The following is a 26,794-nucleotide window of genomic DNA, read 5'->3' as shown; positions in this document are numbered from 1 at the left end:
CCGCCGGCCGCCCGTCAGCGGTGCTGGCAGGCGGGGCACCAGAAGAGGTTGCGGGCGGCGAGACCGGCGGTGCGGATCTCGCCGCCACAGATGTGGCAGGGCTGCTGGGCCCGGCGGTACACGTACACCTCGCCGCCGTGGTCGTCCACGCGCGGTGGGCGGCCCATGGCCTCCGGGGTGTGCTCGGGGCGCACGGTGTCGATTCTGTTGTTCCGGACGCCTTCGCGCATCAGCTCCGCCAGATCCGACCACATCGCGTCCCACTCCGGCCGGGTGAGGTCACGGCCGAGGCGGTACGGGTCGATTCCGTGCCGGAAAAGGACCTCGGCGCGGTAGACGTTGCCGACGCCGGCGATGACCTTCTGGTCCATGAGGAGCGCGGCGACGGTGGTGCGGCTGCGGGAGATCCGCTGCCACGCCTTGTCCGGGTCGTCGCCGGGGCGCAGCGGGTCCGGGCCGAGCCGGTCGTGTATCGCCTGCTTCTCGGCGTCGGTGATCAGGGCGCAGGTGGTGGGCCCGCGCAGGTCGGCGAAGGCCGACGGGGTGGCCAGGCGCAGCCGCACGGTGTCGGTGGCGGGCGGGGCCGGGCGGTCGCCGAGGGCGTACTTGCCGAAGAGGCCGAGGTGGATGTGGATCCAGTCGCCGGCGCCGAAGCCGAGGAAGAGGTGCTTGCCGTGGGCCTCGGCGGTCTCCAGGACCTGGCCGTCCAGCAGCGCCGCGCTGTCCGAGAACTTGCCCTGGGGGCTGGTCACGCGGACGGTTCGGCCCGCGAACATGGCGCGGTGGTCCGCCGCGAGGCGGTGGATCGTATGCCCTTCGGGCAAGGCGGTGCCTCCTGTGCGCTTCCTTCTGCGGGCAGGCCTCTTTCTCCCCTGCCCCGCCCCTTCCCGCCGCATCCGCTGTGCGGCTCCGCGCGGCGCCCTCGAACGCCGGGCGGGCTGGAATCCAGCTCGCCCGGCGCCCGGGATGGAAGGGTCAGTCCTGCTGCGGGTGGTGGGCCGGGATCGCCGGGAGCTCGCCCGTCGTCTCGTAGCGGCTCAGCATCTCGATGCGGCGGGTGTGCCGCTCCTCGCCGGAGTACGGCGTGGCCAGGAAGATCTCGACGAACTTCGTCGCCTCCTCCTGGGTGTGCATCCGGCCGCCGATGCTGATCACGTTGGCGTCGTTGTGCTCACGGCCGAGGGCAGCGGTCTGCTCGCTCCAGGCGAGGGCCGCCCGGACGCCCTTGACCTTGTTCGCGGCGATCTGCTCGCCGTTGCCGGAGCCGCCGATGACGATGCCGAGGCTGTCCTTGTCCGCGGCGGTCCGCTCCGCGGCACGGAGACAGAACGGCGGGTAGTCGTCCTGGGCGTCATAGATGTGCGGGCCGCAGTCGACCGGCTCATGGCCCTGGGCCGTGAGCCACTCGACGAGGTGGTTCTTGAGTTCGTAGCCGGCATGGTCGGAGCCGAGATACACGCGCATGCGGACGAGTGTGGCACGAGTCCGGACCCGGATCCGCCGCAGGGCGCCCCCAAGTCCAGGTGAACGTCAGGCAACGTCAGGCGATCACAACGATACGGATTCGGACCTTCCTAAACACGCCTTCGAAAAGTTCTAATGCGGGGGCTCGTAACCCGAGAACCTAAGGAACGTGCACATGGGCGCGACACCGCCGACTATGACAAAGGCGTCGACCTCCGGCGACCCCGGGCAGGCCACCGCCGCGTCTGCCCAGGACGGCCTCAAGGCCGGGCTCAAGAACCGCCACCTGTCCATGATCGCCATCGGCGGTGTGATCGGTGCCGGTCTCTTCGTGGGTTCCAAGAGCGGCATCGCCGCCGCCGGCCCCGCCATCCTCGTCTCTTACGCACTCGTCGGCGCGATGGTCGTCTTCGTCATGCGGATGCTCGGCGAGATGGCCGCCGCCAACCCGACCTCCGGCTCCTTCTCCGCCTACGCGGACCGGGCGCTGGGCCGCTGGGCCGGTTTCACCATCGGCTGGCTGTACTGGTTCTTCTGGGTCGTCGTGCTGGCGGTCGAGGCGACCGCGGGCGCGGAGATCCTCGAAGGCTGGATACCGGCCGTGCCGCAGTGGGCCTGGGCCCTGATCGTCATGGTGGTCCTCACGATCACCAACCTGGGCTCGGTGAGCTCCTACGGCGAGTTCGAGTTCTGGTTCGCGGGCATCAAGGTCGTCGCCATCTCGGCGTTCGTCGTGATCGGCGGGCTGGCCATGTTCGGCCTGCTGCCGGGCTCGGACAACCCGGGCGCGGGCCTGGACAACCTGACCGCGCACGGCGGGTTCCTGCCCAACGGGCCGGGGGCGATCCTCGCCGGTGTGCTGATGGTCGTCTTCTCCTTCATGGGCAGCGAGATCGTCACCCTGGCCGCCGGTGAGTCCGAGGACCCGCAGCGCGCGGTCACCAAGGCCACCAACAGCGTGATCTGGCGCATCGGCGTCTTCTACCTGGGCTCGATCCTCGTCGTGGTCTCCCTGCTCCCGTGGGACTCCAAGGAGATCGCCGAGAAGGGCAGCTACGTCGCCGCCCTCGACTCGATCGGCATCCCGCACGCCGGCCAGATCATGAACGTCATCGTGCTGACCGCCGTGCTCTCCTGCCTGAACTCGGGCCTCTACACCGCCTCCCGCATGGCCTTCTCGCTCGGCCAGCGCGGCGACGCGCCGAAGGCCTTCGCCCGCGCCAACAAGAAGGGCGTCCCGCAGGCCGCCATCCTCGGCTCGGTCGTCTTCGGCTTCCTGTCGGTGTTCTTCAACTACATGTGGCCGGACACGGTCTTCAAGTTCCTGCTGAACGCCTCGGGCGCCGTCGCCCTCTTCGTCTGGCTGGTGATCTGCTTCACGCAGCTGCGGATGCGCGGCATCATCCAGCGCGAGATGCCGGAGCGGCACGTCGTGAAGATGTGGCTCTTCCCGTACCTGACCTGGGCCACCATCGGCATGATCACCTTCGTGCTGGGCTACATGGTCTACGACGGCGGCGACAACCGTCAGCAGGTCCTGCTGTCGACGCTGCTGGGCGCGATCGTCCTGGTCGTCGGCCTGGTCCTGGACCGCCGCCGGCGCGCGCAGGGCGCCGCTCAGCGGTAGGCACCTCCTTCCGGCGGGCGCGTCACGAGGTCTCGAAGGACTTCTTGGCGCGCCCGTACACCGTGAGGGCGGTGGACTCGGCGGAGTCGGCGTACCAGACACTCACCTGGTACGTCCGGCCTCCCTTCTCGAAGCCGAGCTGCCGCCCCTGGCGGGGCTTCCCGCCCTGGAGGAACGCGTACTCCCAGACCACCGCCGGATCCCCGGAGAAGGTGGTCCTCTCCAGTTTCAGCTTCCGGTAGCCCGGCGTGCCGTGGAAGCCGCGCTCGAACCGCTCCCAGTGCGTCAGCAGGTCCTCCGTCGTGCGGCCCTGCTTGGCGGAGAGCTCGATCGCGCCGTCCTTCGAGGTGTAGGTCACGTCGCTGGGCGTCTGCTGCGTGCGGTTCCAGTCGGCCGGCGGCACCCAGCTGAAGCCGTCCTCGGTCCGGCGCTCCCCCTCCGCGGCCCCGCCGGACCCCTTCTCCTTCTCTCCCGGCTTCCCGCCCGGCGCCGTGGTGGCCGGTGCCGAGCTGCCGGGCGGCCTGTCCGTGCCGCCCGCCGGGGTGTCCCCTCCCTCCGCTCCCCCGGGGCCGCGTGCCACCAGGACGATCCCCACGGCCACCGCCGACACGGTCACGACCGCGCCGGCGGCCAGCAGCGCGACCCTGCGGCGCGGCGGACCGCCACCCCGCCTGTCCCGTGTGTCCGGCGAGGGCTCCGGGGGCGGTACGGGCACGGGCGCGGGGCCCGGCGGCGGTACGGGCGCCACGGGCGGCGGCTGTTCGGAGAGGACCGTCGGCGGGTGCGGGCCCGGCTCGGCGAGGGCGGTCAGGGCGCCCTCCACCTCGTCGAGGGACGGCCGCCGCCCCGCTTCCTTGAGCAGCAGCCCGGCCAGCAGCTCCCGCAGCGGCCCCGCGGCGGGCGGGATCTCCGGCTGTTCGTAGAGGACGGCGTGCAGCGTCGCCAGGGTGGTCGCCCGGGTGAAGGGCGACCTGCCCTCGACCGCCGCGCACAGGGTCGCGCCGAGCGACCACAGGTCGGACGGCGGGCCCTGCTGCCTGCCCTCGATCCGCTCCGGGGCCATGTACTCCGGCGAGCCGACCAGGGTGCCCGCCATGGTCAGCGCCGCGGCGTCCTGCATGGCGGCGATCCCGAAGTCGGTGAGGACGATCCGGCCGCCCTCGGTCAGCAGGACGTTGCCCGGCTTGATGTCGCGGTGCAGCACGCCGACGGCGTGCACCGCGCGCAGGGCGCGCACCAGGCCCAGCCCGATCCGGGCGGCCTCGCGCGGGGCGACGGGCCCGTCACGGCCCAGCGCCTGTTCCAGGGAGCGGCCGTCGACGAGCTCCATCACGATCCACAGCCGGTCGTCCTCCTCGGCCACGTCGTAGACCCGCACGACGTTCGGGTGGTCGATCCGGGCGGTGGCACGGGCCTCGCGCAGACTGCGCTCCCGCTGGACGGTGCTGGCCTCCCCGACGAGCCCGTCGATACGGATCTCCTTGGCGGCCACGAGCCGGCCGAGTATCCGGTCGTCCGCCCGCCACACCCGGCCCATTCCGCCGCGCCCGATCAATTCCAGCAGCCGGTAGCGCCCCACCACCAGCCGCTGCCCCCGCACCTCGTCGCTCGAATTCCCCACCAGGCCCGCCCCCATTGCGGAATTATCGTTCCGCAGCCTCGGACATTGGAATCTTGTGGTACCTATTCAAATACCTCTGCACGGAGCGGAGATAGGGGGGAGCGAAAATGTTCCGAAGTATTCGACGGAGGCGTCGTCCGGTGTCACCGGCGCTGCCCGTCACGGTGGCCCTGGCCGCTTCGGCGTCCTTGGCCGCGGCACTGCTGGTGCCGTCCGTGGCTGTCGCCTCTCAGAGTGCCGCCGAGCCCACGCCCGGCAGCGGCCAGGGCGGGAGCCCCGGCCCGAGCGTGCCGGCGGGGTACAAGGTCACGACCGGTCTGCCGGGCAAGATAACCGTGGGCAAAAAGACGGGGAACACCAGTCTGAATGCCACCATCCGTAATGGCGAGGCCAAGGAACTCGGGGCGGTCCGGCTGAAGGTGGTGGGGTTCGAGGGAATGCAGATCAAGGCGGTCGAGGGGTGCTCCGCCATCCCGGCCGGAGAGCTTCCCGAGGGTTCGAACAGTGGTTTCTCCTGCGCCGTCGACAAACTGGCCGCGGGCCAGAGCCGGGAATACCGGGTGACGGCACGCTTCGACCTGGGGAAGACGGGCCGGATCTGCCTTCCCGTCACCTTGGGCGACACGAAGACCCTGCTGTGGCAGCAGGGCCCGGTCCACTTCGGGACCACCGACACCAGCTCCGACGCGCCGGACACCCCGCTGCTGCTCGGCACCAAGAACGTGCCGTCCGGCGGGGCGGCCACCCCGAGCGGGGGCACGGCGAGCGCGCCGACGGCGGCCGGGAAGTCCGGCGGCCCGAGCGGCGGCACGGTGAGCGCCTCGCCGTCGACGGGCACGGGCAAGGACGGCAAGGAAGCAGCCCCGTCCCGGAGCGCGGGCGGCGCGGCCCCCTCCACGAGCGAGTCGCCGGCCGAGCTGCCCCGTACGGGCTCGCCGTCGGCGCTGCCGCTGGCGGGCGCGCTGGCCGGCGCGCTGCTGGTCGCGGGCGCGGTCGGGATCTGGGTGACCACCCGCAGGCGGGGCCGCCACTGAGCTCCGGCGGCCGTCCTGGACGCGGACCGGGCCCGCACCCCTGGCGTCAGGGGTGCGGGCCCGGCTCGTGCGGCGCGGGGCGGCGTCAGCCGCGGCGGCCCAGCAGCTTCCAGGCGGCGGGCAGGGCGCCCATGGCCAGGGCGGCCTTCAGGGCGTCGCCGATGAGAAAGGGCGTCAGGCCCGCCGCGACCGCCTCGGTCAGGGAGATGTGGGCGTACAGCGCGAGGTAGGGGACGCCGACCGCGTAGATGATCGCGGAACCGAGCGCCATGGTGCCCGCGGTGCGCAGGACGGAGCGGTCGGCACCGCGGCGGGCGAGCGCGCCGACGACGGTGGTGGCCAGCAGCATGCCGAGGACGTAGCCGAAGGAGGCGAAGGCCGTGCCGGTGCGGCCCTCGGCGAACCACGGCACGCCGGCCATGCCGACCACCGCGTAGAGGGCGAGGGAGAGGAAGCCGCGGCGGGCGCCGAGGGCGGTGCCGACCAGGAGGGCGGCGAAGGTCTGGCCACTGACCGGGACCGGGGAGCCGGGGACCGGGATCGCGATCTGGGCGGTCAGGCCGGTCAGCGCGGCACCGCCGAGGATCAGGGCGGCGTCGCGGACGCGGGCGCGCCCGGCGGAGGTGGCGGGGAGCAGATCGGCGAGGACCGTACCGGTCCGGGTGACAGAAGCAGCGGCGGTGGCCATCGGTACTCCGCGAGATAGAGGTATAGGACAAGTAAGTAAGGGACCAGGGCGACGTTAGCCGAGCGTCGCCGTCCGGGCACCGGGTGGCGATGACAAAGGCGGGGCGTTCCGCTTGGAGGCTTCCCAGCGTGGGCAGAATGGCGCGTGATGCTCGTCACTGGAGAGCGGCGAGGCTTGGCTCAGACGACTCCGCCGGGAGAATGTGGAGTCACCTATACCTCTTCGCGCCCCGTGCGCACCCCCCATGCGCCTCGCGCGCAGATCCGGAAGTACGAGCCCCATGCACGACGCACCGCCAGCCGCTGACACCCTCACCGGCGAGAAAGAACCGCTGTCGGCCGGGCTCAAGCAGCGGCATCTGACGATGCTGGGGCTGGGCGGCGTGATCGGCGCCGGCCTGTTCGTGGGCTCGGGTGCCGGTATCGCCGTGGCCGGCCCGGGGATCATCGTGTCCTACCTGATCGCGGGCGCGCTCGCGATGCTGGTGATGCGGATGCTCGGCGAGATGTCCTCGGCGATGCCCGCGTCGGGCGCGTTCTCCGTGCACGCGGAGCGGGCCCTGGGCCGGTGGGCGGGCTTCACGGTGGGCTGGCTCTACTGGTTCCTGCTGGTGGTCGTGCTGGCCGTGGAGGCGACGGGCGCGGCCCAGATCGCGAACGGCTGGGTGCCGTCGGTGCCCCAGTGGGGCTGGGTGCTGATCTTCATGGTGGTCTTCACGGCCGCCAACCTCGCGGCGGTGAAGAACTTCGGCGAGTTCGAGTTCTGGTTCGCCACCCTCAAGGTCGGCGCGATCGTCCTGTTCCTGGGGCTCAGCCTGCTGGCGATCTTCGGGGTGCTGCCGGACACCAGCGCGGTGGGCCTGTCCAACCTCACCGGCCAGGGCGGCTTCCTGCCGCACGGCTGGAGCGGCGTGGTCTCCGGCGTCCTGGCGGTCGTCTTCGCCTTCGGCGGCCTGGAGGTCGTCACCATCGCGGCCGCCGAATCCGACGACCCGGCACGCGCCGTGGGCCGGGCGGTGCGCAGCGCCGTGTGGCGGATCCTCTTCTTCTACGTGGGCTCGATGCTGGTCATCGTGACCCTGCTGCCGTGGTCGTCCATGCAGCCGGGCAAGAGCCCCTACGTGGCGGTGCTGGACCACATCGGGGTGCCCGGGGCCGGGCAGATCATGAACATCGTGGTCTTCGTGGCACTGCTGTCCGCCCTGAACGCCAACCTCTACGGCTCGTCACGGATGGTCTTCTCGCTGGCCGAGCGGGGCGAGGCGCCGCGCTCGCTGCTCAAGGTGTCGGGCGGCGGCGTGCCGCGCCGGGCCGTGCTCGCCTCGGTCGCCTTCGGTTTCGCCTCGGTGATACTGAATCTGAAGTGGCCGGATTCGATCTTCCACTACTTGCTGAACGCCGTGGGTGCGGTACTGCTCTTCGTCTGGGGCCTGATCGCCGCCTCGCAGCTGCGGCTGCGGCGCCGGATCGAGCGCGAGATGCCGGACCGGCTGACGCTGCGGATGTGGGGCTTCCCCTATCTGACCTGGGTCGCTCTGGCCGCGATGGGCGCCGTGCTGGTGCTGATGCTCACCGACGAGGGCGCGCGGCCGCAGCTGATGTGGTCCGCCGCGGCGACGGGCGCGGTGCTCCTGGTCGCCGGTCTGCGGGAGCTCCGGCTCCGTCGTAACCCCCGGTAAGCCTTCTCGGGCGCCGCTGAAACCGCGGATTCGCATCGGTTCTGGCGAGACGTCAGGCACGTACAGTCACACTCTCGTCTGAATATCGGACAGGCGTGTCACAGGTGTTGTCCTGAGCGAACATGAACCCCACACTGAGGCCACTTTTCCGCTCTCACCCCACGGGACACACACGATCATGACTCGGACACCTGCGACCTCCGCGCCCTCGCGCGACGGGGTCACCCCCCAGGAGCCGGGCGGCACGGATCTGTCGCACGGCCTCAAGCAGCGCCATCTGTCGATGATCGCCCTCGGCGGTGTGATCGGCGCCGGTCTGTTCGTCGGCTCGGGCGCCGGTATCGCCGCCGCCGGTCCCGCCATCGTCCTCGCCTACGCGGTCTCCGGGCTTCTGGTGATGCTCGTGATGCGCATGCTGGGCGAGATGTCGGCGGCCAACCCGGCCTCGGGAACCTTCTCCGTCCACGCCAACCGGGCGATCGGCCCCTGGGCGGGGTTCGCCGCCGGCTGGATGTTCTGGGTGGAGCTCTGTGTGGGCATCGCCGCCGAGGCGATCGGCGCCGCGGCGATCATGCAGTCGTGGTTCCCGTCGACGGACTCCTGGATGTGGGTCCTCCTCTTCATGGCGCTCTTCTGCGGCACGAACCTGGCGGCGGTCGGCAACTTCGGTGAGTTCGAGTTCTGGTTCGCGGCGCTCAAGGTCGGCGCGATCGCCATCTTCCTGGTCCTGGGCGTGCTGGCCATCCTCGGCGTGCTGCCGGGCACCGAGGCGCCGGGCAGCTCCAACCTCAGCGGTCACGGCGGCTTCATACCCAACGGCGCCAACGGCCTGGTCGTCGGCCTGCTGGCCTCGGTCTTCGCCTACGGCGGCCTGGAGACGGTGACGATCGCCGCGGCCGAGTCCGAGCACCCGGTCAAGGGCGTCGCCCAGGCGGTCCGCACGGCGATGTGGCGCATCGCCCTCTTCTACGTCGGCTCGATGCTCGTGATCGTCACGGTGATCCCGTGGAACGACGAGTCGATCACCGCCCACGGTCCGTACGTGGCCGTCCTGAAGTACCTCGACATCCCGGCCGCCGGGCAGATCATGAACGTGATCGTGCTGATCGCTCTGCTCTCCGCGATGAACGCCAACATCTACGGCGCCTCCCGGATGTCGTACTCCCTGGTGATGCGCGGCCAGGGCCCCCGCTTCCTGGCCCGGACCAGCGGCGGCGTGCCCCGTCTGACGGTGCTGGCCTCCTCCGCCTTCGGCTTCTTCGCGGTGCTGCTGAGCTACTGGTGGCCCGACACCGTCTTCAAGTGGCTGCTGTACGTGACCGGCGCGGCGGTGCTGGTGGTGTGGCTGTTCATCGCCGTCACCCAGCTGGCCCTGCGGCGGAAGCTGGAGCGCGAGGAGCCGGAGAAGCTGGTCGTGCGGATGTGGGCCTACCCCACCCTGACGTGGGTGGCCATCGCCGCGATCCTCGCGGTCCTCGGCCTGATGCTGCGGCAGGAGGAGACCCGGATCCAGCTCTTCGCCACGGCCGGCCTCACCGTCGCCCTCTGTCTCGTCGGCTACCTGCGCCAGCGCGCGGTGGCAGCCAAGGAGTCCGTCCGGAACTGACGCTCCACCATCACACCCCCCACAGAGGCGGGGTAGGTCCTGATCTCCTGGACCTACCCCGCCTCGGTCTTTGGTCCGAGACTCGTCAAATAGGGCACCCTTAACCGCGCGTCGCAGGCTGTTACTGGTAGCGTCTACCTGCAAGTTAATTGCAATAAGCAGTCGGAGGGCTCGGCATGGCCATCTACACACTTCCTGAACTCCCCTACGATTACGCGGCGCTTCAGCCGGTCATCGATGCGAAGATCATCGAGCTGCACCACGACAAGCACCACGCCGCGTACGTCAAGGGCGCGAACGACACGCTGGAGCAGCTCGCCGAGGCCCGCGACAAGGACCAGTGGGGCGCCATCAACGGCCTCGAGAAGAACCTGGCCTTCCACCTGTCCGGCCACATCCTGCACAGCATCTACTGGCAGAACATGACCGGCGACGGCGGCGGCGAGCCCCTGGACAAGGACGGCGTGGGCGAGCTGGCGGACGCCATCGCCGAGTCGTTCGGCTCCTTCGCGAAGTTCAAGGCCCAGCTGACCAAGGCCTCCGCGACCACCCAGGGCTCCGGCTGGGGCGTCCTCGCCTACGAGCCGATCAGCGGCAAGCTGATCGTCGAGCAGGTCTACGACCACCAGGGCAACGTCGGCCAGGGCTCGGTCCCGATCCTGGTCTTCGACGCCTGGGAGCACGCCTTCTACCTTCAGTACAAGAACCAGAAGGTCGACTTCATCGACGCCATGTGGGCCGTCGTCAACTGGCAGGACGTGGCCAAGCGCTACACGGCCGCCAAGGAGCGCGGCAACCTGCTGCTGGTTCCGTAACACCCCGGTACGCCCTGCTCGTGATCGTCTTCTCAACCTTCACGGGACAGGTGCCCGAGAGGCCCCCGCGCGGTCGATTCGCGCGGGGGCCTCTCCCTGTCTACCAGAGCTGTCGGCGCCTCAGGGTCCCACTGCCGTAACGCTCTTCTCAGACGTGTCCGAACGCCTCGCCGGTGACCGTGAATTCCCGCGCGAGACCCGTCTCGTGAAGACGCGCGAACACGGCGAACGGAATCCCGTATTCGGATTCCGCGCGTTCCCCGCGCGCGAAGTTCCCGTTCTTGCACACGGCAAAGCGATAGTCGACGTTCGTCGCGCCGTCGGCGGCCACCCGGACCGTGCCCGTCAGCCGGAATTCGACGCCGCGCAGGGCGAGCCACCAGTCCGTGCTCCCCCGCCGGGTCAGCCGCACCCCGCGCCACCCGCTGTCGGCGGGGTAGGCGGCCGGGGTACGCGGCCCTCGCCGCCAGCGGTTCTGCGCCTCGGCGCGCCAGCGGGCCAGCTGCTCCTCGGCGGCGGACCGGACGGCCGGCAGGGCGAGCAGCTCCGCGGCGTCCACCCGGTAGGCCGCGCCGGTGCCGCGCAGATAGTGCCGCAGGACGGCCGCCGCCCGGCGCATGCCGAGCAGCGACCACAGCACCGCCACGACCCGGCAAGCGATCTTGAGCAGCAGGTCGTACGGGCGCACGGGCAGCTCGGCGTAGCGGGCGCCGGCGTCCGACGGCCGCTCGTCGGCCCGGCCGCCGTCGCGGCCGAGCGGACGGGAGAGGTCGGTGCGGCCCATACCGGGACATTAAGGGACCTTGCCCCGTGGCGCCCGTCGAACCGCACCGACCGGTGCGGGCTAGTCGAAGACCGGGCCCTGCGTGCGGGTGCGCTTGATCTCGTAGAACCCCGGCGTGGAGGCGACCAGCAGGGTGCCGTCCCACAGTCTGGCCGCCGCCTCGCCCTTGGGCGCGGGGGTGACGACCGGGCCGAAGAAGGCGATCTGCTCGCCGTCGGCGCCCGGCACCGCGATGACCGGCGTGCCGACGTCCTGGCCGACCTTGTCGATGCCCTCCTGGTGCGAGGCGCGCAGCTCCGCGTCGAAGGCGTCGCTGTGCGCGGCGTCCGCCAGCTCCACGGGGAGGCCCACCTCCGCCAGGGCGGCGGCGATGGTCTCGCGGTCGCGCGGCAGACCCTGGAGGTGGAAGCGGTTGCCGAGCGCGGTGTAGAGCGGGCCGAGGACCTCCGGGCCGTGCTTGAGCTCCGCGGCGATGCAGACCCGCACCGGGCCCCAGGCCTCGGTGCGCAGCACCTCGCGGATCTCCTCGGGCACCTCGTCCAGCTTGTTCTCGTTCAGCACGGCCAGGCTCATCACGTGCCAGCGCACCTCGACGGGGCGCACCTTCTCGACCTCCAGCATCCAGCGGGACGTCATCCACGCCCAGGGGCAGAGCGGGTCGAACCAGAAGTCCGCGACGGTCTTCTCGGCAGCGGTCACAGGAATCTCCTCAAACGAGCTGATCACTGGACGCCTCAACAACGACACCCCGTGCCATGATTCCTGATGTGTCCGAAATACGAGACGAAGCCGAGGGAGCCCGCGTCGTGCCCGGTGAGAACCTGACCCGTGAGGAGGCCCGCGAGCGGGCCCGGCTGCTGGCCGTGGACGCCTATGACGTGGCGCTCGACCTGCGGTCCGCGGTGGGAGCGGGGCCGGAGCCCCGGACGTTCCGGTCGGTGACGACGATCCGGTTCCGGTGCGCCGAACCGGGTGCCGCCACCTTCGCGGACCTGATCGCCCCGTCGGTGACCGCCGTCACGCTCAACGGCAGGGAGCTCGACCCGGCGGCCGTCTTCGACGGCGCGCGCCTCGCGCTCGACGCGCTGGAGGCCGAGAACGTCCTGGTGGTCGACGCCCACTGCGCCTACAGCCGGACCGGCGAGGGGATGCACCGCTTCGTCGACCCCGAGGACGGCGAGGTCTACCTCTACACGCAGTACGAGCCGGCCGACGCCCGCCGGGTCTTCGCCGACTTCGAGCAGCCGGACCTGAAGGCGCCCTTCACCTTCACCGTGACGGCCCCCGACGGCTGGACGGTGCTCGGCAACGGCGAGCGCACCGGCGAGCCCGAGCCCGCCGAGGGCGGCGGCGCCACCTGGCGGTTCGTCCCCACCCTGCCGATCTCCACCTACATCACGGCCGTCGTCGCCGGCCCCTACCACGTCGTCCGCGACCACTACAGCCGCACGTTCGCCGACGGCACGGTCCTGGAGATCCCGCTGGGCGCGCTCTGCCGCAAGGGCCTGGCCCGGCACTTCGACGCCGACGACATCTTCGCCGTCACCAAGCAGGGCCTGGACTTCTTCCACGACAACTTCGACTACCCCTACCCGTTCGGCAAGTACGACCAGGCGTTCGTCCCCGAGTACAACCTCGGCGCGATGGAGAACCCGGGGTGCGTCACCTTCCGGGAGGAGTTCGTCTTCCGCGGCAAGGTCACGCAGTCGTCGTACGAGCGGCGGGCCAACGTCATCATGCACGAGATGGCGCACATGTGGTTCGGCGACCTGGTGACCATGGAGTGGTGGGACGACCTGTGGCTCAAGGAGTCGTTCGCCGACTTCATGGGCTCCTTCGCGACGGTCGAGGCGACCCGCTTCGAGAACGCCTGGATCACCTTCGCCAACCAGCGCAAGTCCTGGGCCTACCGCGCCGACCAGCTGCCGTCCACCCACCCGGTCACCGCCGACATCCGGGACCTGGAGGACGCCAAGCTCAACTTCGACGGCATCACCTACGCCAAGGGCGCCTCCGTCCTCAAGCAGCTCGTCGCCTACGTGGGCCGGGACGCCTTCCTGGAGGGCGCCCGCCGCTACTTCAAGCGCCACGCCTACGGCAACACCCGCCTCGGCGACCTGCTGTCGGTGCTGGAGGAGACCTCCGGCCGCGACATGAAGGCCTGGTCCGCCGCCTGGCTCCAGACCGCGGGCGTCAACGCGCTCACGCCGCTGGTGACGTACGACGCGAGCGACCGGATCACCGAGCTGGCGATCCTCCAGGAGGCCGCGGACTCCCACCCGCGGCTGCGCCCGCACCGGGTGGCCGTGGGCCTCTACCGCCGCTCCGAGGCCGACGGGGCGCTGGTGCGCTACGCCCGCGCCGAGGTCGACGTCGACGGCGCCCGTACGGTCGTCGCGGAGCTCGCCGGGGCCGAGCGGCCCGAGCTGGTCCTGGTCAACGACGAGGACCTCACGTACTGCAAGATCCGCTTCGACGAGGGCTCGCTGGCCACCCTGCGCAAGCACCTGGGTGACCTCACCGACCCGCTCGCGCGGGCCCTGTGCTGGTCGGCGCTGTGGAACCTCACCCGTGACGGGCTGATGCCCGCCCGTGACTTCCTGGACCTCGTGGAGCGCTTCGCCGGCGCCGAGACCGAGATCGGCGTCCTCCAGATGGTGCAGACGTGGGCGCAGACCGCCCTCGTCCACTACGCGGCGCCCGACTCGCGCGCCCGGGCCGGCCGGTCGCTGGCCGGCGCCGCGCTGCGCGAGCTGCGGCTGGCCGAGCCGGGCGGCGGCCACCAGCTGGCGTGGGCGCGGTTCTTCGCCCAGCTCGCCGGCACCGACGCCGACCTCCAGCTGCTGCGCGGGCTGCTGGACGGCTCCGGGAAGATCGACGGGCTGGAGGTCGACCAGGAGCTGCGCTGGGCGTTCCTGGCGACGCTCGCGGCCCGGGGCGCGGCCGACGAGTCGGCGATCACCGCCGAGCTGGGCCGGGACAACACCGCCTCCGGCAAGCGGCACCAGGTGCGCTGCCTGGCCTCACGGCCGTCCGCCGAGGTCAAGGCGGAGGCGTGGGCGGCGGTCGTGGAGTCCGACACGCTCTCCAACGCGCTGGCCGAGGCGACCATCGCGGGCTTCGACCAGCCGGGGCAGCGGGAGCTGCTGGCGCCGTACGCGCGGCCCTACTTCGAGGTGATCGAGCGCGTGTGGCGCGAGCGGTCCATCGAGATCGGCATGTCCGTGGTCCGGGGCCTGTACCCGGCGCTCCAGGACGACACGCGGACGCTGGACGCGACGGACGCCTGGCTGGCGGAGCACGAGGACGCCGCTCCGGCGCTGCGGCGCCTGGTGCTGGAGGCCCGGGACGACCTGGCGCGTGCGCTGCGGGCGCAGGCCTGTGACGTGGCGGCCGCGGGCTGACCGCCGCTCACCCCGGCGGGTGCCTCCACCGGCGGGCGGGCGTGAAGGCCCGCCCGGCGGGGCACCCTCCGGCGGGTGGCCGGGGTGACGGGCCCCCGGGATCCGGGCCGCCGGGGCCGCCCCTCGGCCGCTCAACCCTCCGGCTTTAGAGCGAAGTTGTCCGGATTTGCCTACGGGCCTGTAACAGCGGTTAGGGGGCGGGCGCGGGGCGGGAATGGGGCGGGCATGAACCCCGACACCCCGCTCTCGCCGCGCCCCCTGCACCACCTCTCCGACGTCCGGACCCGGGTACTGACCTCCCGTCAACTGCGGGAACACGGTGTGCCGGGGGCGGCCGTGACCGAGCGCTGCCGCCCGGGAGGGCCCTGGCAGCAGCTCCTCCCCGGCGTCTTCCTGCTCCGCACCGGCCCGGCCACCAGCGAGGAGCGGCTGCACGCCGCGCTGCTGTACACCGTGCCGCGCACCCAGGGCCCGCCCGCCCAGGCCGGGCCGGGCACGGCCACCGCCGCCGCGCGGGCGGCGGCCGGCGACCCGTACGGCGAGGCGATGATCACCGGACCGGCCGCGCTGGCCCTGCACCGCTTCACCTCCGTGCCGCCGCTGCTCTCGCTCGACCGCATCGACGTACTGGTCCCGCGCACCCGCCGGCTGCGCACGACCGGCTTCGTACGGCTGGTGCGAGCCCCCGCCCTGCCGCAGGCCAGAAGGCTGACGGGGGTCCCGGTCGCGCCCGTGCCGCGCGCGGTCGCCGACACCGTGGCCCTGCTGACCGAGGCCGCCGCGGTGCGCCGGGTGCTGACCGAGGCGGTGCGCGGCGGGCACTGCGAAGCCGCCGCCGTGGTACGGGAGTTGACGCGCGCCCGGCTGCTGGGGCGGGCGCATGTGACGGAGGCCGTGGACGCGCTGCTGACCGAGAGCCGGGCGGTGGCCGAGGGCCGGCTGTACGACCTGGTGCGCGAGCACCGGCTGCCGGCGCCGCTGTGGAACGTGGACCTGCGGCTGCCCGGCGGCCCGCACCTCGGCCGGGTGGACGCCTTCTGGCCGGAGCACAGCGTGGCGCTGGAGATCGACTCACGGGCGCCGCAGGAGGACGACGAGACGCTGTGGTCGGAGCAGTACCGCAAGCGGGAGCACCTGGAGCGGCTGGGCATCACGGTCGTGCACGTCACGCCCAGGAAGCTGCGCGACACCCCCGAGCAGCAGGCCGCGGTGGTCCGGACCGCCCTGATGGCGTCGGCCGACCGCGACCCGGCCGCGTATCTCGTCGTCCTGCCCAGGTGAGCGCCGGGCGGCGGGGTGTCCGCGCCCGTCAGCGCCTGGGGAGCAGCAGCTCGGTGTTGCGGTCGCCGGCGGCTCCGGCGAGGGAGCCGTCGGCGCCCGGGGCGTTGAAGGCCAGCTCCCGGTAGAGGGAGGCGAGTCCGGTCTGGGAGAGGTCGCCGAAGTCGGTGCGGTAGGGGGCGGCGGACTCGATGAGGGTGGTGAAGAGCGAGACCGTGCCGTCGTGGTTGTCGGCGACCTCGATGACGCGGGCCAGCTGCGGGTAGTCCACGTGGGAGGCGGTGGCGATCTCCCAGAAGGTGCCGCGCGGCCTGATGCGGTTGCGGTGGCTGTGGCCGTTGATCCAGGCCAGGACGTTGTTGTGGTTCTGGAGGACGGAGATCAGCTCGTTGCCGTCGTGCCGGTCCTCGCCGGGGCGGGCGGGGTCGGGGGTGAGGTTGTCCATGCTCCAGCTGGGGTGGTGGCTGAAGACGAGCGCGTACTTGTCCTCGTAGCGCTTCAGGGTCCGCTCCAGCCAGCGGATCTGGCCGGTGCCGAGGGAGCCCTGGTAGTGGCCGCCGGGGTCGGTCGAGTCGAGGCTGATGCCGACGACGCGGTCGGAGATCCGGAAGGAGTAGTAGAGGCTGCCCGTGTCGAGGTTGTCGCGGGTGTAACCGTGGCCGAGGGGGCCGCGGCCCTTGTGGCGCGGGTCGAGGTGGGCGGAGATGTACTGGCGGGCGGTGACCGGGGCGCGCGCCGGGTCGGGGGTGACGGTGCGCATCTCCTTGCGGTGCGCGCGGAGCATCTCCCGGATCCGCTCGCCCCTGGGGTCGACGCCCTTGGCCTCGCCCTCCATCAGCCATTTCGCCTCGGCGGCGGGGATCGTCTGGAGCTTCTTGTTCCCCACGGCGACGTCGTGGAGGAAGGTTCCGGCGGCGGGGTAGCAGCCGCCGGAGAGCAGGTCGTGGTTGCCGAAGGTGGAGTACCAGGGGATGTTGAGGCCGGGGCTGTTGACGCGGCGGCAGGCGGCGTCGAGGTAGCCGTCGATGCGCGGGAAGCCGAGCTGTTTGTCGTCGTCGCGCAGGGCGGTGTCGGGGTGCCAGTAGAGCTTGAGGCCGCTGTTCTGCACGCCCTCGTAGTGGCGCGGGTCACCGGTGTTGGGGTTCATCCGGCCGCCGCTGAGGGCGGTGAGGTACCACTCGACCTCGATCCGGGCGTTCTCGTCGCCGTTGTCGCCGGTGGTGATGACGAAGCCCAGCGGGGCGCCGGTGGCGGGGCCGCGGCGCAGCTTGTTGACGCGCTCGACGAGGGAGACGACACCGGGCAGGGTGAGCGCCTCGTGCGGCCGCCAGGCGCCGGGCTCGCCGGCGCGGAAGAACTCGTAGCGCAGCGGGTGCTGGACGTCGGTCAGGTGGATGTCGGTGAACTGCACGAAGGAGGCCAGGGCGGTGCGCCGGTCCTGGCGGCCGTCGCGGGCGGCGGCCAGCTCGGAGCGGACGAGCCGGGGCCAGCCGGGGCCGTCGCCGAGCCGCCGGTAGCCGCCGGTGCCCCGGGGGGCGGCGACGGAGGCGAGGGTGGTGCCGGCGGGGGACGGGGCGCCCGCGGCGGCCGCGGCCTTCGCGGCGGCGACGTCCTCCGGGCCGGCGGCGGTGGCCGGCCGGTCCGGGCCGAGCGCCATCCCGATGCCGGTGGCGGTGGTCACGGCACCCGCCGCGGCGAGGAACGTACGGCGGTCGAGGCCGGAGGCGACGGATCTGTCAGATCTGCGATTCATGCGGTCTCCCCGAGTGCGAACGCGAAGGGCGAGCGGGCAGCTGTGGTGCGGTGCGGTCCGTGCCGGCAGTGCTTCTGTCACTGAGGATCGTTGGCAGGACGGATGACCTGGGCGTGAACACGGCCGCAACGGCCGCCGCCGATCACCTCACATCGATCTTGGCGATTGCGAACGGACATACAGCACTCGTCCCCTGGCGGGCTGACGCTCACTCAGCGTTCACTCTCGGGGGGAACCCCCGGCCGGTCCTGGGGCCGCTGCTGTAGTCCGTTTGCTCTACACCCTCTGAGCTGCGGGAACGCCCCTGACCGCTTCACGCCCTTCGGCACGCTTCCTCCCGAGTGGCGGATGGCGGGTTTACGCCATCCTTACTTTCCCTCTCCGACAACTCTCCCCAAACCCCCGTCACTTCCATAAAAGTGATCGGTCATCCGGCTCCGATTTCCGGACGCCCGCAGTTCAGCGGGGCTTTCACGTCAATCCAGCTAGGGATGTTCATGACCCCCGAATCCCCCAACGCGCCGTTCGGCGGCGGCAGACGCGCCGTCCGAATAGCCGTCGCGGCCGGTCTGGTGGCCGCGCTCACCGCCGCGGGCGCCGCGCCCGCCCTCGCCGACGGACCCACCCCCGCCCCGGGCTCCGTCCCGCCGCCCAACTCGGCGGCCACCAAGCTCGGTTCGCAGGACGCCTCCCTCCTCGCCGACGCCAAGGCCGACGGCGACAAGACCGTCACGATGATGATCGCGACGGCCCCGGGCCGCACCGGTCAGGTGACCGAGAAGCTGGAGGCCGTCAAGGGCGCCTCCATCGGCCAGGCCTACGACAAGCTCGGCTACGTCCGGGCCACCGTGCCGACCGCCAAGGCCGACGCCGCGATCGCCGAGGCGCAGAAGCTCGACTCCGTGCACGGCATCGACCTCAAGCAGGAGATCCGGCTCCCGGACCCGACGCCGCGGGCCGACTCCGTCCCCGGCGCGCGGGGCGCGAAGGCGGGCTCCTACCCCGCCCCGGGCAAGGGCACCCCGGCGAAGAACCCGTACCAGCCGGCCTTCGAGACCGGCGCCGTCGACTTCGTCGAGGACCACCCCGAGGCCGACGGCCGCGGCGTGACCATCGGCATCCTCGACTCGGGCATCGACCTCGGGCACCCGGCGCTCCAGAAGACCACCACCGGCGAGCGCAAGATCGTCGACTGGGTCACCGCGACCGACCCGCTCGCGGACAAGGACGGCACCTGGCTGCCGATGACCACCGACGCGGCCGGCCCGTCCTTCTCCTTCAACGGCCGCGCCTACACCGCGCCCACCGGCTCGTACCAGGTCTCCCTCTTCCGCGAGAACGAGACCGCCGGCGGCGACATGAAGGGCGACCTCAACCGCGACGGCGACACCACCGACAGCTGGGCGGTCCTCTACGACAAGGCCCGCGGCACCGTCCGCGTCGACCTCGACGACGACGGGAACTTCGGCAACGACGAGGAGCTGAAGCCCTACAAGGACGGCTTCCAGGTCGCCTACTTCGGCAAGGACGACCCGGACACCCCGATCGCCGAGCGCATCCCCTTCGTCGTGCAGATCCGCAAGGACGTGCCGATGGACCCGAAGGGCGGCGACTGGGTCGGCAAGAAGGCCGACTTCGTCAGCATCGGCGTCATCGAGTCCGAGCACGGCACCCACGTCGCCGGCATCACCGCCGCCAACGGCCTGTTCGGCGGGAAGATGAACGGCGCGGCGCCCGGCGCCAAGCTCGTCTCCTCGCGCGCCTGCACCTGGACCGGCGGCTGCACCAACGTCGCGCTCACCGAGGGCATGATCGACCTCGTGGTCAACCGCGGCGTCGACATCGTCAACATGTCGATCGGCGGCCTGCCGGCGCTCAACGACGGCAACAACGCCCGCTCCGAGCTCTACACCCGCCTGATCGACACCTACGGCGTCCAGCTGGTGATATCCGCCGGCAACAGCGGCCCCGGCGTCAACACCATCGGCGACCCCGCCCTGGCCGACAAGGTCGTCAGCGTGGGCGCGTCCATCTCCAAGGACACCTGGGCCGCGAACTACGGCTCCGAGGTGAAGACCACGTACGCGATGATGCCGTTCTCCTCCCGCGGCCCGCGCGAGGACGGCGGCTTCACCCCGACGATCACCGCCCCCGGCGCGTCGGTCAACACCACGCCGACCTGGGAGCCGGGCGCGCCCGTCAAGGAGTCCGGCTACGACCTGCCGCCCGGCTACGGCATGCTCCAGGGCACCTCGATGGCCTCCCCGCAGGCCACCGGCGCCTCCGCGCTGCTGATCTCCGCCGCCAAGCAGAAGCGTATGAAGCTCACCCCGGCCGACCTGCGGACGGCGCTGACCAGCACCGCCAAGCAGATCAAGGGCGCACAGGCGTACGAGCAGGGCGCCGGCCTGATCAACATCGAGGACGCCTGGGACGCGCTGCGCGACCGCGCGACCGCGCACGAGTACGCCGTCGAGGCCCCCGTCTCCACCATGCTCTCGGGCCGGCTCAAGAAGCCCGGCTTCGGCACCGGCCTCTACGACCGCGAGGGCGGCCTGAAGGCCGGCGAGACCCGGACGTACGACGTCACGGTCACCCGTACCTCCGGCCCGGACAAGGCCGTGTGGCACGAGCTGAAGTGGAAGAACAACGACGGCACCTTCAAGCTCGCCGGTGACGACGAGGTGAAGCTGCCGCTGAACAAGCCCGTGACCGTCAAGGTCAAGGCCAAGGCGAGGACGGGCGGCCTGCACAGCGCGGTCCTCACCGTCGACGACGACCGCACCGAGGGCGTCGACAAGCAGATCCTCACCACCGTGGTGGTCGCCGAGCCGCTCACCGGCCCCTCGTACGTGATCGAGAAGTCCGGCAAGGCGACGCGCAACGCGACGACCTCGTACTTCGTGACCGTGCCCAAGGGCGCGAAGTCGCTGGAGCTCGCCATGGGCGGCCTCACGGCGGGCAGCCAGACCCGCTTCATCGCCATCAGCCCCTACGGCGTCCCGGCCGACCCGACCTCCACCGTCAACTGCTACCCGAACTACCCGAACCCGGACAACACGTGCCGCCCCGACCTGCGCACGTACAAGAACCCGCTGCCGGGCGTCTGGGAGATCGAGGTGGAGTCGCGGCGCACCTCGCCGCTGCTGGAGAACCCGTACACCCTGAAGATCAAGGCGGACGGCGTCACCGGCTGATCACCTGCTGATCAGGGCTGACACCCCGCTGCCGACGGGCGGGGCGGGCACACGGTATGGGCGCCCGCCCCGCCCCTCGGCGTCCCGCACCGCGGACAATGGATTGGACTTTTGGTGCGGGTAGCACCACATGATGGAACTGTGCGGTCAGGTGACCCCGTCCCTGGCAGTGACATATGTGGTGTACATGAGCAGTAGGGAGTCCCCGTGAGGATCGGAATCGTCGGAGCCACCGGCCAGGTCGGCGGAGTAGTGCGCAAGATCCTCGCGGAGCGCGAGTTCCCGGTCACGGAGCTGCGGCTGTTCGCCTCCGCGCGCTCCGCCGGTTCCACGCTGCCGTGGGCCGGCGCGGAGGTCACCGTCGAGGACGCCTCCACCGCCGACTACACCGGCCTGGACATAGTGATCTTCTCGGCCGGCGGCGCCACCTCCCGCGCGCTCGCGGAGAAGGTCGCCGGCCAGGGCGCCGTCGTGATCGACAACTCCTCCGCCTGGCGGATGGACCCCGAGGTCCCGCTGGTCGTCTCAGAGGTGAACCCGCACGCGGTCGCCGACCGCCCCAAGGGCATCATCGCCAACCCGAACTGCACCACCATGGCCGCCATGCCCGTGCTGCGCCCGCTGCACGAGGAGGCCGGCCTCACCGCCCTCGTCGCCACCACCTACCAGGCCGTCTCCGGCTCCGGCGTGGCCGGCGTCGCCGAGCTCGACGGCCAGGTCCGCGCGGTCGCCGACCGGGCCACCGAGCTCACCCACGACGGCGAGGCCGTCGACTTCCCCGAGCCCGGCGTCTACAAGCGCGCCATCGCCTTCAACGTCCTGCCGATGGCCGGCAGCATCGTCGACGACGGCAGCTTCGAGACCGACGAGGAGCAGAAGCTCCGCAACGAGTCCCGCAAGATCCTGGAGATCCCGGAGCTCAAGGTCTCCGGCACCTGCGTCCGCGTGCCGGTCTTCTCCGGCCACTCCCTCCAGGTCAACGCCCGCTTCGCGCGCCCGATCGGCGTCGAGCGCGCCTACGAGCTGCTGAAGGGCGCCCCGGGCGTCGAGCTGTCCGAGATCCCGACCCCGCTCCAGGCGGCCGGCAAGGACGCCTCGTACGTCGGCCGCATCCGCGTCGACGAGACCGTCGAGCACGGCCTCTCCCTGTTCCTCTCCAACGACAACCTCCGCAAGGGCGCGGCGCTCAACGCCGTCCAGATCGCGGAGCTGGTCGCGGCCGAGCTGCGCGGCTGACCCCCGGCGTCGTACGAGCGGGCCGGGCACCCCTGGGGTGCCCGGCCCGTTCGCGTCCGCCCGCCCTACCGGCCCTCCGGCCCGCGCACCTCGTAGTGGAAGCAGCCGTACTCCACGGCCCGGACGTGGACGAGCACGACCGCGGGATCCGCGAACGCCTCGTCGAGGGCCCTGCCGACCGCCTCGTCGGCCGCCTCCGGGAGCTCCAGGAGACGGCCGCCGTGGATGCGGCCCGCCGCGTCGTAGAAGCGCACGTTCCGCAGCGCGCCCGGCCGCGCGAAGGGGTAGCCCGCGCCCTCCGCCGGGCCCTCGCACGCCTCGCCGTGGACGAAGACGGGCCCCTGCTCCTCGTAGGCCCCCGGCCGGGCGCCCGTCGCGGCCGCCCAGCGGCGCAGCGGGGCGTACGAGACCAGGGCGATCCGTTCCCCGGCCCGGCTCAGGCGCAGGCAGCAGCGGAGCGGCGCGCCGCCCTCCGGATCGGTGTACGGCTCGGCGGGGCGGCCGGCGTCGTCGCGGCGGCGGAGCTCCTCCAGCACGGCCGGGTCGATGGCCCGGACCGCGTACCGGGCGGCCGGAACCTTCCCGTCCGCGGCGTGCGCCGCCCCCGCCCGTGCCGTGTCCCGTCCCGCTGTGTCCCGCGCGTGTGTGGTCATGTGCGGCAGCCTGTCCGGAACCGCTGTTTTCTGCTGGCGGAATCCGGTCATCGTGCTCCATTTCGATGGCAGAGTTCGATCATGACCCGGATAGCGAAGGGCGCCAATCTGCCCGTCCCCGTCGAGCCCCTGCACATCGCCGTCGGCTGGCGCGCCGACGCCGGGGTGCCCGACGTGGATCTCTCCGCACTGCTCCTCGACGCGACCGGCAAGGTCCGCGGCGACGCCGACCTCGTCTTCTACAACCAGCCCGCGCACCCGTCGGGCGCGGTGCGCCACCTGGGCAAGTCGGACGGCACGGCCGGCGTCCGGGCCGACCGGCTGGCCCTGGACCCGGCCCTGGTGGAGCCCGGCGTCGAGCGGATCGTCGTCGCGGCCTCGGCGGACGGCGGCACCTTCGGGCGGGTGCCCGGCCTGGACATCCGGGTCGCGACCGCAGCCGGCGCCGCGGTCGCCCACTTCCCCGTCGGGGACGCGACCACCGAGACGGCCTTCGTCTTCGGCGAGTTCTACCGGCGCGCGGGCGGCTGGAAGTTCCGGGCGGTCGGGCAGGGCTACGCCTCCGGGCTGGCCGGGCTCGCGACGGACTTCGGCATCGTCGTGGACGGCGACGAGCCGCGGGACGCCGTGCCGCGGCCGCCCGCCGCGCCGCCCGTGCCCCAGCACCTCCCGAGCTTCGCGCCGCCCGTCGCCGAGGCGCCGCGCTACCCGTCCTTCGCGCCCGTGGTGCGCCACGGCCGCGGCAACGAGACCGTCACCTTCGACCGGACGCTGCCGGCGGGCACGGTCCTCCTCCAGATGGAGACGCGCGACAACGTCACCGTAGGCGTCTCGGACTGCGACACCTACGGCCGCACCGACAACTCCCTGCTCTTCTACTACGGCGACGCCCCTCTCCGCGGCCGCACCCTCGCCCAGGTCCCCGAGGACCGGCCGCTGACCCTGCGGATCGAGGCCGAGCGGGCCTGGACCCTCGCCGTGCTCCCCGTCGACGCCGCCCGGCAGCTGACCACCACCCCCGTCGAGGGCCACGGCCCCGATGTCCTGGTCCACCACGGCGGCGAGGGCGTCGGCTCCTTCGCCCACCGCGGCGAGAGCAACTTCGCGGTCGAACACCTCCCGCACGACCCGGACGGCTGGGGCGACCTGCTCGTCAACGAGATCGGCCGGATCGAGGTCGGCGCCCCGCTGCCCGGCCCCGGCCTGCTCAAGATCGAAGCGGACGGTCCCTGGACGTGTGCGCTCCGCCGCTGATCCCCGCCACCCGTTGATCCACACCCGTCCGGCCGCCGTGGAAGGATGGCCGGAAAGTCACGATGTCAAGGAGATGCCCAGGTGCCTGGAACGAACCTGACCCGCGAAGAGGCGCAGCGGCGCGCGCGCCTGCTCACCGTCGACTCCTACGAGATCGACCTCGATCTCTCCGGCGCCCAGAAGGGCGGCACGTACCGCTCCGAGACCGTGGTGCGGTTCGAGGCGGCCGAGGCGGCCGAGTCCTTCATCGACCTGGTGGCGCCCACCGTGCACGAGGTCGTGCTGAACGGCACCGCCCTGGACGCCGCCGAGGTGTTCCAGGACAGCCGCATCACGCTGCCCGGTCTGCTGCCCGGACGCAACGAACTGAGGGTCGTCGCGGACTGCGCGTACACCAATACGGGTGAGGGTCTGCACCGCTTCGTCGACCCGGTCGACCAGCAGGCCTACCTCTACACGCAGTTCGAGGTGCCGGACGCGCGGCGCGTCTTCGCCTCGTTCGAGCAGCCCGACCTGAAGGCGACGTTCCGGTTCACCGTGAAGGCGCCGGAGGGCTGGACGGTCATCTCCAACTCGCCCACGCCCGAGCGCCCGGCCGACAACGTCTGGCGCTTCGAGCCGACCCAGCGCATCTCCACCTACATCACCGCGCTGATCGCCGGCCCCTACCACAGCGTGCACAGCTCTTACGAGAAGGACGGCCGCAGCATCCCGCTGGGCATCTACTGCCGCCCCTCGCTGGCGGAGTTCCTCGACGCCGACGCGATCTTCGAGGTGACGCGGCAGGGCTTCGAGTGGTTCGAGGAGAAGTTCGCCTACGACTACCCCTTCCCCAAGTACGACCAGCTGTTCGTGCCGGAGTTCAACGCGGGCGCGATGGAGAACGCCGGCGCGGTCACCATCCGCGACCAGTACGTCTTCCGGTCGAAGGTGACGGACGCGGCCTACGAGACGCGGGCCGAGACCATCCTCCACGAGCTGGCCCACATGTGGTTCGGCGACCTGGTCACCATGGAGTGGTGGAACGACCTGTGGCTGAACGAGTCGTTCGCCACCTACACCTCCATCGCCTGCCAGGCGGCGGCCCCGGGTTCGAAGTGGCCCCACTCCTGGACCACCTTCGCCAACTCCATGAAGACCTGGGCCTACCGGCAGGACCAGCTGCCGTCGACCCACCCGATCATGGCGGAGATCCGCGACCTCGACGACGTGCTCGTCAACTTCGACGGCATCACCTACGCCAAGGGCGCGTCGGTCCTCAAGCAGCTCGTCGCCTACGTGGGCGAGGAGGCCTTCTTCCGGGGCGTCCAGACCTACTTCAAGGCGCACGCCTTCGGCAACACCCGCCTGACCGACCTGCTGGGCGCGCTGGAGGACACCTCCGGTCGCGACCTGAAGACCTGGTCGAAGGCGTGGCTGGAGACGGCCGGCATCAACATCCTGCGCCCGGAGATCGAGGTCGACGCGGAGGGCGTCATCACGTCCTTCGCCGTCAAGCAGGAGGCCCCGGCGCTGCCCGCCGGCGCCAAGGGCGAGCCGACGCTGCGCCCGCACCGCATCGCCGTCGGCCTCTACGAGCTCCAGGACGGCAAGCTCGTCCGCACGGACCGCGTCGAGCTGGACGTCGACGGCGAGCTGACGGCCGTCGAGGAGCTCGTCGGCCGCAAGCGCCCGGCGGTCGTCCTGCTCAACGACGACGACCTGTCGTACGCCAAGGTGCGCCTGGACGAGGAGTCGCTGCGGGTCGTCACCGCGCACCTGGGTGACTTCGAGGCGTCGCTGCCGCGCGCCCTGTGCTGGGCCTCGGCCTGGGACATGACCCGCGACGGCGAGCTGGCCACCCGCGACTACCTCGCGCTCGTCCTCTCGGGCGTCGCCAAGGAGTCGGACATCGGCGTCGTGCAGTCCCTCCAGCGGCAGGCGAAGCTCGCCCTGGACCTCTACGCGGCCCCCGACTGGCGCGAGACCGGTCTCGCGCGGTGGACCGAGGCGACGCTCGCGCAGCTGCGCGCGGCCGAGCCGGGCAGCGACCACCAGCTGGCCTGGGCGCGCGCCTTCGCGGCCACGGCCCGCACGGAGGAGCAGCTCGACCTGCTGGCGGCGCTCCTCGACGGCACGGAGACGGTCGAGGGCCTGGCCGTGGACACCGACCTGCGCTGGTCGCTGCTGGCCCGCCTCGCGGCGACCGGCCGCGCGGACGAGGCGGCCGTCGCGGCCGAGCTGGAGCGCGACAAGACCTCCGCGGGCGAGCGGTACGCCGCCTCCGCGCGGGCCGCGCGGCCGACCGCCGACGCCAAGGCCGAGGCGTGGAAGGCCGTCGTCGAGTCCGGTGACCTGCCGAACGCGGTGCAGGAGGCCGTCATCGGCGGCTTCGTCCAGGCCGACCAGCGCGAGCTGCTCGCCCCGTACGCGGAGAAGTACTTCGCCGTCGTGAAGTCGATCTGGGAGTCCCGCAGCCACGAGATCGCCCAGCAGGTCGCGGTGGGCCTCTACCCGTCGCTGCTGGTCTCCCAGGAGACGCTGGACGCCACGGACGCCTGGCTGGCCTCGGCCGAGCCGAACGCGGCCCTGCGCCGGCTGGTGACGGAGGCCCGCGCGGGCGTGGAGCGCGCTCTGAAGGCCCAGGCGGCGGACGCGGCCGCGGCCTGACGCCCCTCCTGACACAACGGGGGTGCCCCCGGCCGTTCCCACGGCCGGGGGCA

At 71.8% G+C, this 26,794-nt stretch carries 18 protein-coding genes and 1 pseudogene; 11 read left to right on the top strand and 8 right to left on the bottom strand.

Going from position 1 to position 26,794, the window contains the following annotated elements; genetic code table 11:
- Positions 1-14: 14 nt before the first annotated feature.
- Both SMD11_RS22260 and SMD11_RS22255 read right to left on the bottom strand, forming a co-directional pair.
- A complete protein-coding gene (locus tag SMD11_RS22260; protein ID WP_087928116.1) occupies positions 15-824 on the bottom strand; it encodes an Fpg/Nei family DNA glycosylase in 810 nt (269 codons plus the stop codon).
- Between the two features lie 151 nt (positions 825-975).
- Positions 976-1,464, bottom strand: coding sequence for a ribose-5-phosphate isomerase (locus tag SMD11_RS22255; protein ID WP_087928115.1), 489 nt, complete (start codon positions 1,462-1,464; stop codon positions 976-978).
- 196 nt (positions 1,465-1,660) lie between these two features.
- Between SMD11_RS22255 and SMD11_RS22250 the strand changes: the two genes are divergently transcribed.
- The gene (locus SMD11_RS22250) at positions 1,661-3,091 is read left to right on the top strand and encodes an amino acid permease (protein WP_234366129.1); all 1,431 of its coding nucleotides are present in this window, start codon (positions 1,661-1,663) and stop codon (positions 3,089-3,091) included.
- Between the two features lie 22 nt (positions 3,092-3,113).
- Here SMD11_RS22250 and SMD11_RS22245 read toward each other — a convergent pair whose 3' ends face one another.
- On the bottom strand, positions 3,114-4,727 hold the full coding sequence (locus tag SMD11_RS22245) for a serine/threonine-protein kinase (RefSeq protein ID WP_087928113.1): 1,614 nt from the start codon (positions 4,725-4,727) through the stop codon (positions 3,114-3,116).
- A gap of 125 nt (positions 4,728-4,852) precedes the next feature.
- Between SMD11_RS22245 and SMD11_RS22240 the strand changes: the two genes are divergently transcribed.
- On the top strand, positions 4,853-5,746 hold the full coding sequence (locus SMD11_RS22240) for a hypothetical protein (RefSeq protein ID WP_087928112.1): 894 nt from the start codon (positions 4,853-4,855) through the stop codon (positions 5,744-5,746).
- Positions 5,747-5,831: 85 nt separating this feature from the next.
- Here SMD11_RS22240 and SMD11_RS22235 read toward each other — a convergent pair whose 3' ends face one another.
- Positions 5,832-6,434: a biotin transporter BioY gene (locus SMD11_RS22235; RefSeq protein ID WP_087928111.1), complete on the bottom strand. Its 603-nt coding sequence runs from the start codon at positions 6,432-6,434 to the stop codon at positions 5,832-5,834.
- Between the two features lie 244 nt (positions 6,435-6,678).
- Here SMD11_RS22235 and SMD11_RS22230 point away from each other — a divergent pair, with 244 nt between their 5' ends.
- The 3 genes from SMD11_RS22230 to SMD11_RS22220 all read left to right on the top strand — a co-directional run bounded on the left by SMD11_RS22230 (position 6,679) and on the right by SMD11_RS22220 (position 10,533).
- Positions 6,679-8,112 carry an amino acid permease gene (locus tag SMD11_RS22230; protein ID WP_418952466.1) on the top strand — a complete coding sequence of 478 codons (1,434 nt, stop codon included), beginning with the start codon at positions 6,679-6,681 and terminating at the stop codon, positions 8,110-8,112.
- Between the two features lie 178 nt (positions 8,113-8,290).
- Positions 8,291-9,718 carry an amino acid permease gene (locus tag SMD11_RS22225; protein WP_087928109.1) on the top strand — a complete coding sequence of 476 codons (1,428 nt, stop codon included), beginning with the start codon at positions 8,291-8,293 and terminating at the stop codon, positions 9,716-9,718.
- A gap of 176 nt (positions 9,719-9,894) precedes the next feature.
- Positions 9,895-10,533, top strand: a complete 639-nt coding sequence (locus SMD11_RS22220) for a superoxide dismutase (RefSeq protein WP_087928108.1) — start codon at positions 9,895-9,897, stop codon at positions 10,531-10,533.
- A gap of 148 nt (positions 10,534-10,681) precedes the next feature.
- Here SMD11_RS22220 and SMD11_RS22215 read toward each other — a convergent pair whose 3' ends face one another.
- Positions 10,682-11,317 (bottom strand): hypothetical protein, encoded by a 636-nt coding sequence (locus SMD11_RS22215; RefSeq protein WP_087928107.1) that lies wholly within the window; start codon positions 11,315-11,317, stop codon positions 10,682-10,684.
- A 60-nt stretch (positions 11,318-11,377) separates the two neighbouring features.
- On the bottom strand, positions 11,378-12,016 hold the full coding sequence (locus SMD11_RS22210) for a DsbA family protein (RefSeq protein WP_087928106.1): 639 nt from the start codon (positions 12,014-12,016) through the stop codon (positions 11,378-11,380).
- Positions 12,017-12,123: 107 nt separating this feature from the next.
- On the opposite strand from SMD11_RS22210, the gene pepN (SMD11_RS22205) reads away from it, so the two are divergent.
- Positions 12,124-14,721, top strand: a complete 2,598-nt coding sequence (gene pepN / locus SMD11_RS22205) for an aminopeptidase N (protein ID WP_087928105.1) — start codon at positions 12,124-12,126, stop codon at positions 14,719-14,721.
- 225 nt (positions 14,722-14,946) lie between these two features.
- On the top strand, positions 14,947-16,002 hold the full coding sequence (locus SMD11_RS22200) for a hypothetical protein (RefSeq protein ID WP_087928104.1): 1,056 nt from the start codon (positions 14,947-14,949) through the stop codon (positions 16,000-16,002).
- Between the two features lie 28 nt (positions 16,003-16,030).
- On the opposite strand, the gene SMD11_RS22195 is transcribed toward SMD11_RS22200, so the two are convergent.
- Positions 16,031-17,752 (bottom strand): TIGR03767 family metallophosphoesterase, encoded by a 1,722-nt coding sequence (locus SMD11_RS22195; RefSeq protein WP_087928103.1) that lies wholly within the window; start codon positions 17,750-17,752, stop codon positions 16,031-16,033.
- 497 nt (positions 17,753-18,249) lie between these two features.
- On the opposite strand from SMD11_RS22195, the pseudogene SMD11_RS22190 reads away from it, so the two are divergent.
- Both SMD11_RS22190 and SMD11_RS22185 read left to right on the top strand, forming a co-directional pair.
- Positions 18,250-20,937: pseudogene (locus SMD11_RS22190) on the top strand (S8 family serine peptidase); the annotation flags it as partial.
- 219 nt (positions 20,938-21,156) lie between these two features.
- A complete protein-coding gene (locus SMD11_RS22185; RefSeq protein ID WP_087928102.1) occupies positions 21,157-22,185 on the top strand; it encodes an aspartate-semialdehyde dehydrogenase in 1,029 nt (342 codons plus the stop codon).
- 65 nt (positions 22,186-22,250) lie between these two features.
- Here SMD11_RS22185 and SMD11_RS22180 read toward each other — a convergent pair whose 3' ends face one another.
- Entirely contained in the window at positions 22,251-22,838 is a 588-nt protein-coding gene (locus SMD11_RS22180; protein ID WP_087928101.1) for a DUF1203 domain-containing protein, read from the bottom strand.
- A gap of 81 nt (positions 22,839-22,919) precedes the next feature.
- Between SMD11_RS22180 and SMD11_RS22175 the strand changes: the two genes are divergently transcribed.
- The gene (locus SMD11_RS22175; RefSeq protein ID WP_087928100.1) at positions 22,920-24,092 is read left to right on the top strand and encodes a TerD family protein; all 1,173 of its coding nucleotides are present in this window, start codon (positions 22,920-22,922) and stop codon (positions 24,090-24,092) included.
- Positions 24,093-24,173: 81 nt separating this feature from the next.
- A complete protein-coding gene (gene pepN / locus SMD11_RS22170) occupies positions 24,174-26,741 on the top strand; it encodes an aminopeptidase N (RefSeq protein WP_087928099.1) in 2,568 nt (855 codons plus the stop codon).
- The last annotated feature ends 53 nt before the right edge of the window (positions 26,742-26,794 follow it).

Source organism: Streptomyces albireticuli, from assembly GCF_002192455.1.
GTDB lineage: Bacteria > Actinomycetota > Actinomycetes > Streptomycetales > Streptomycetaceae > Streptomyces > Streptomyces albireticuli_B.
This window is presented reverse-complemented; position numbering and strand designations above follow the sequence as displayed.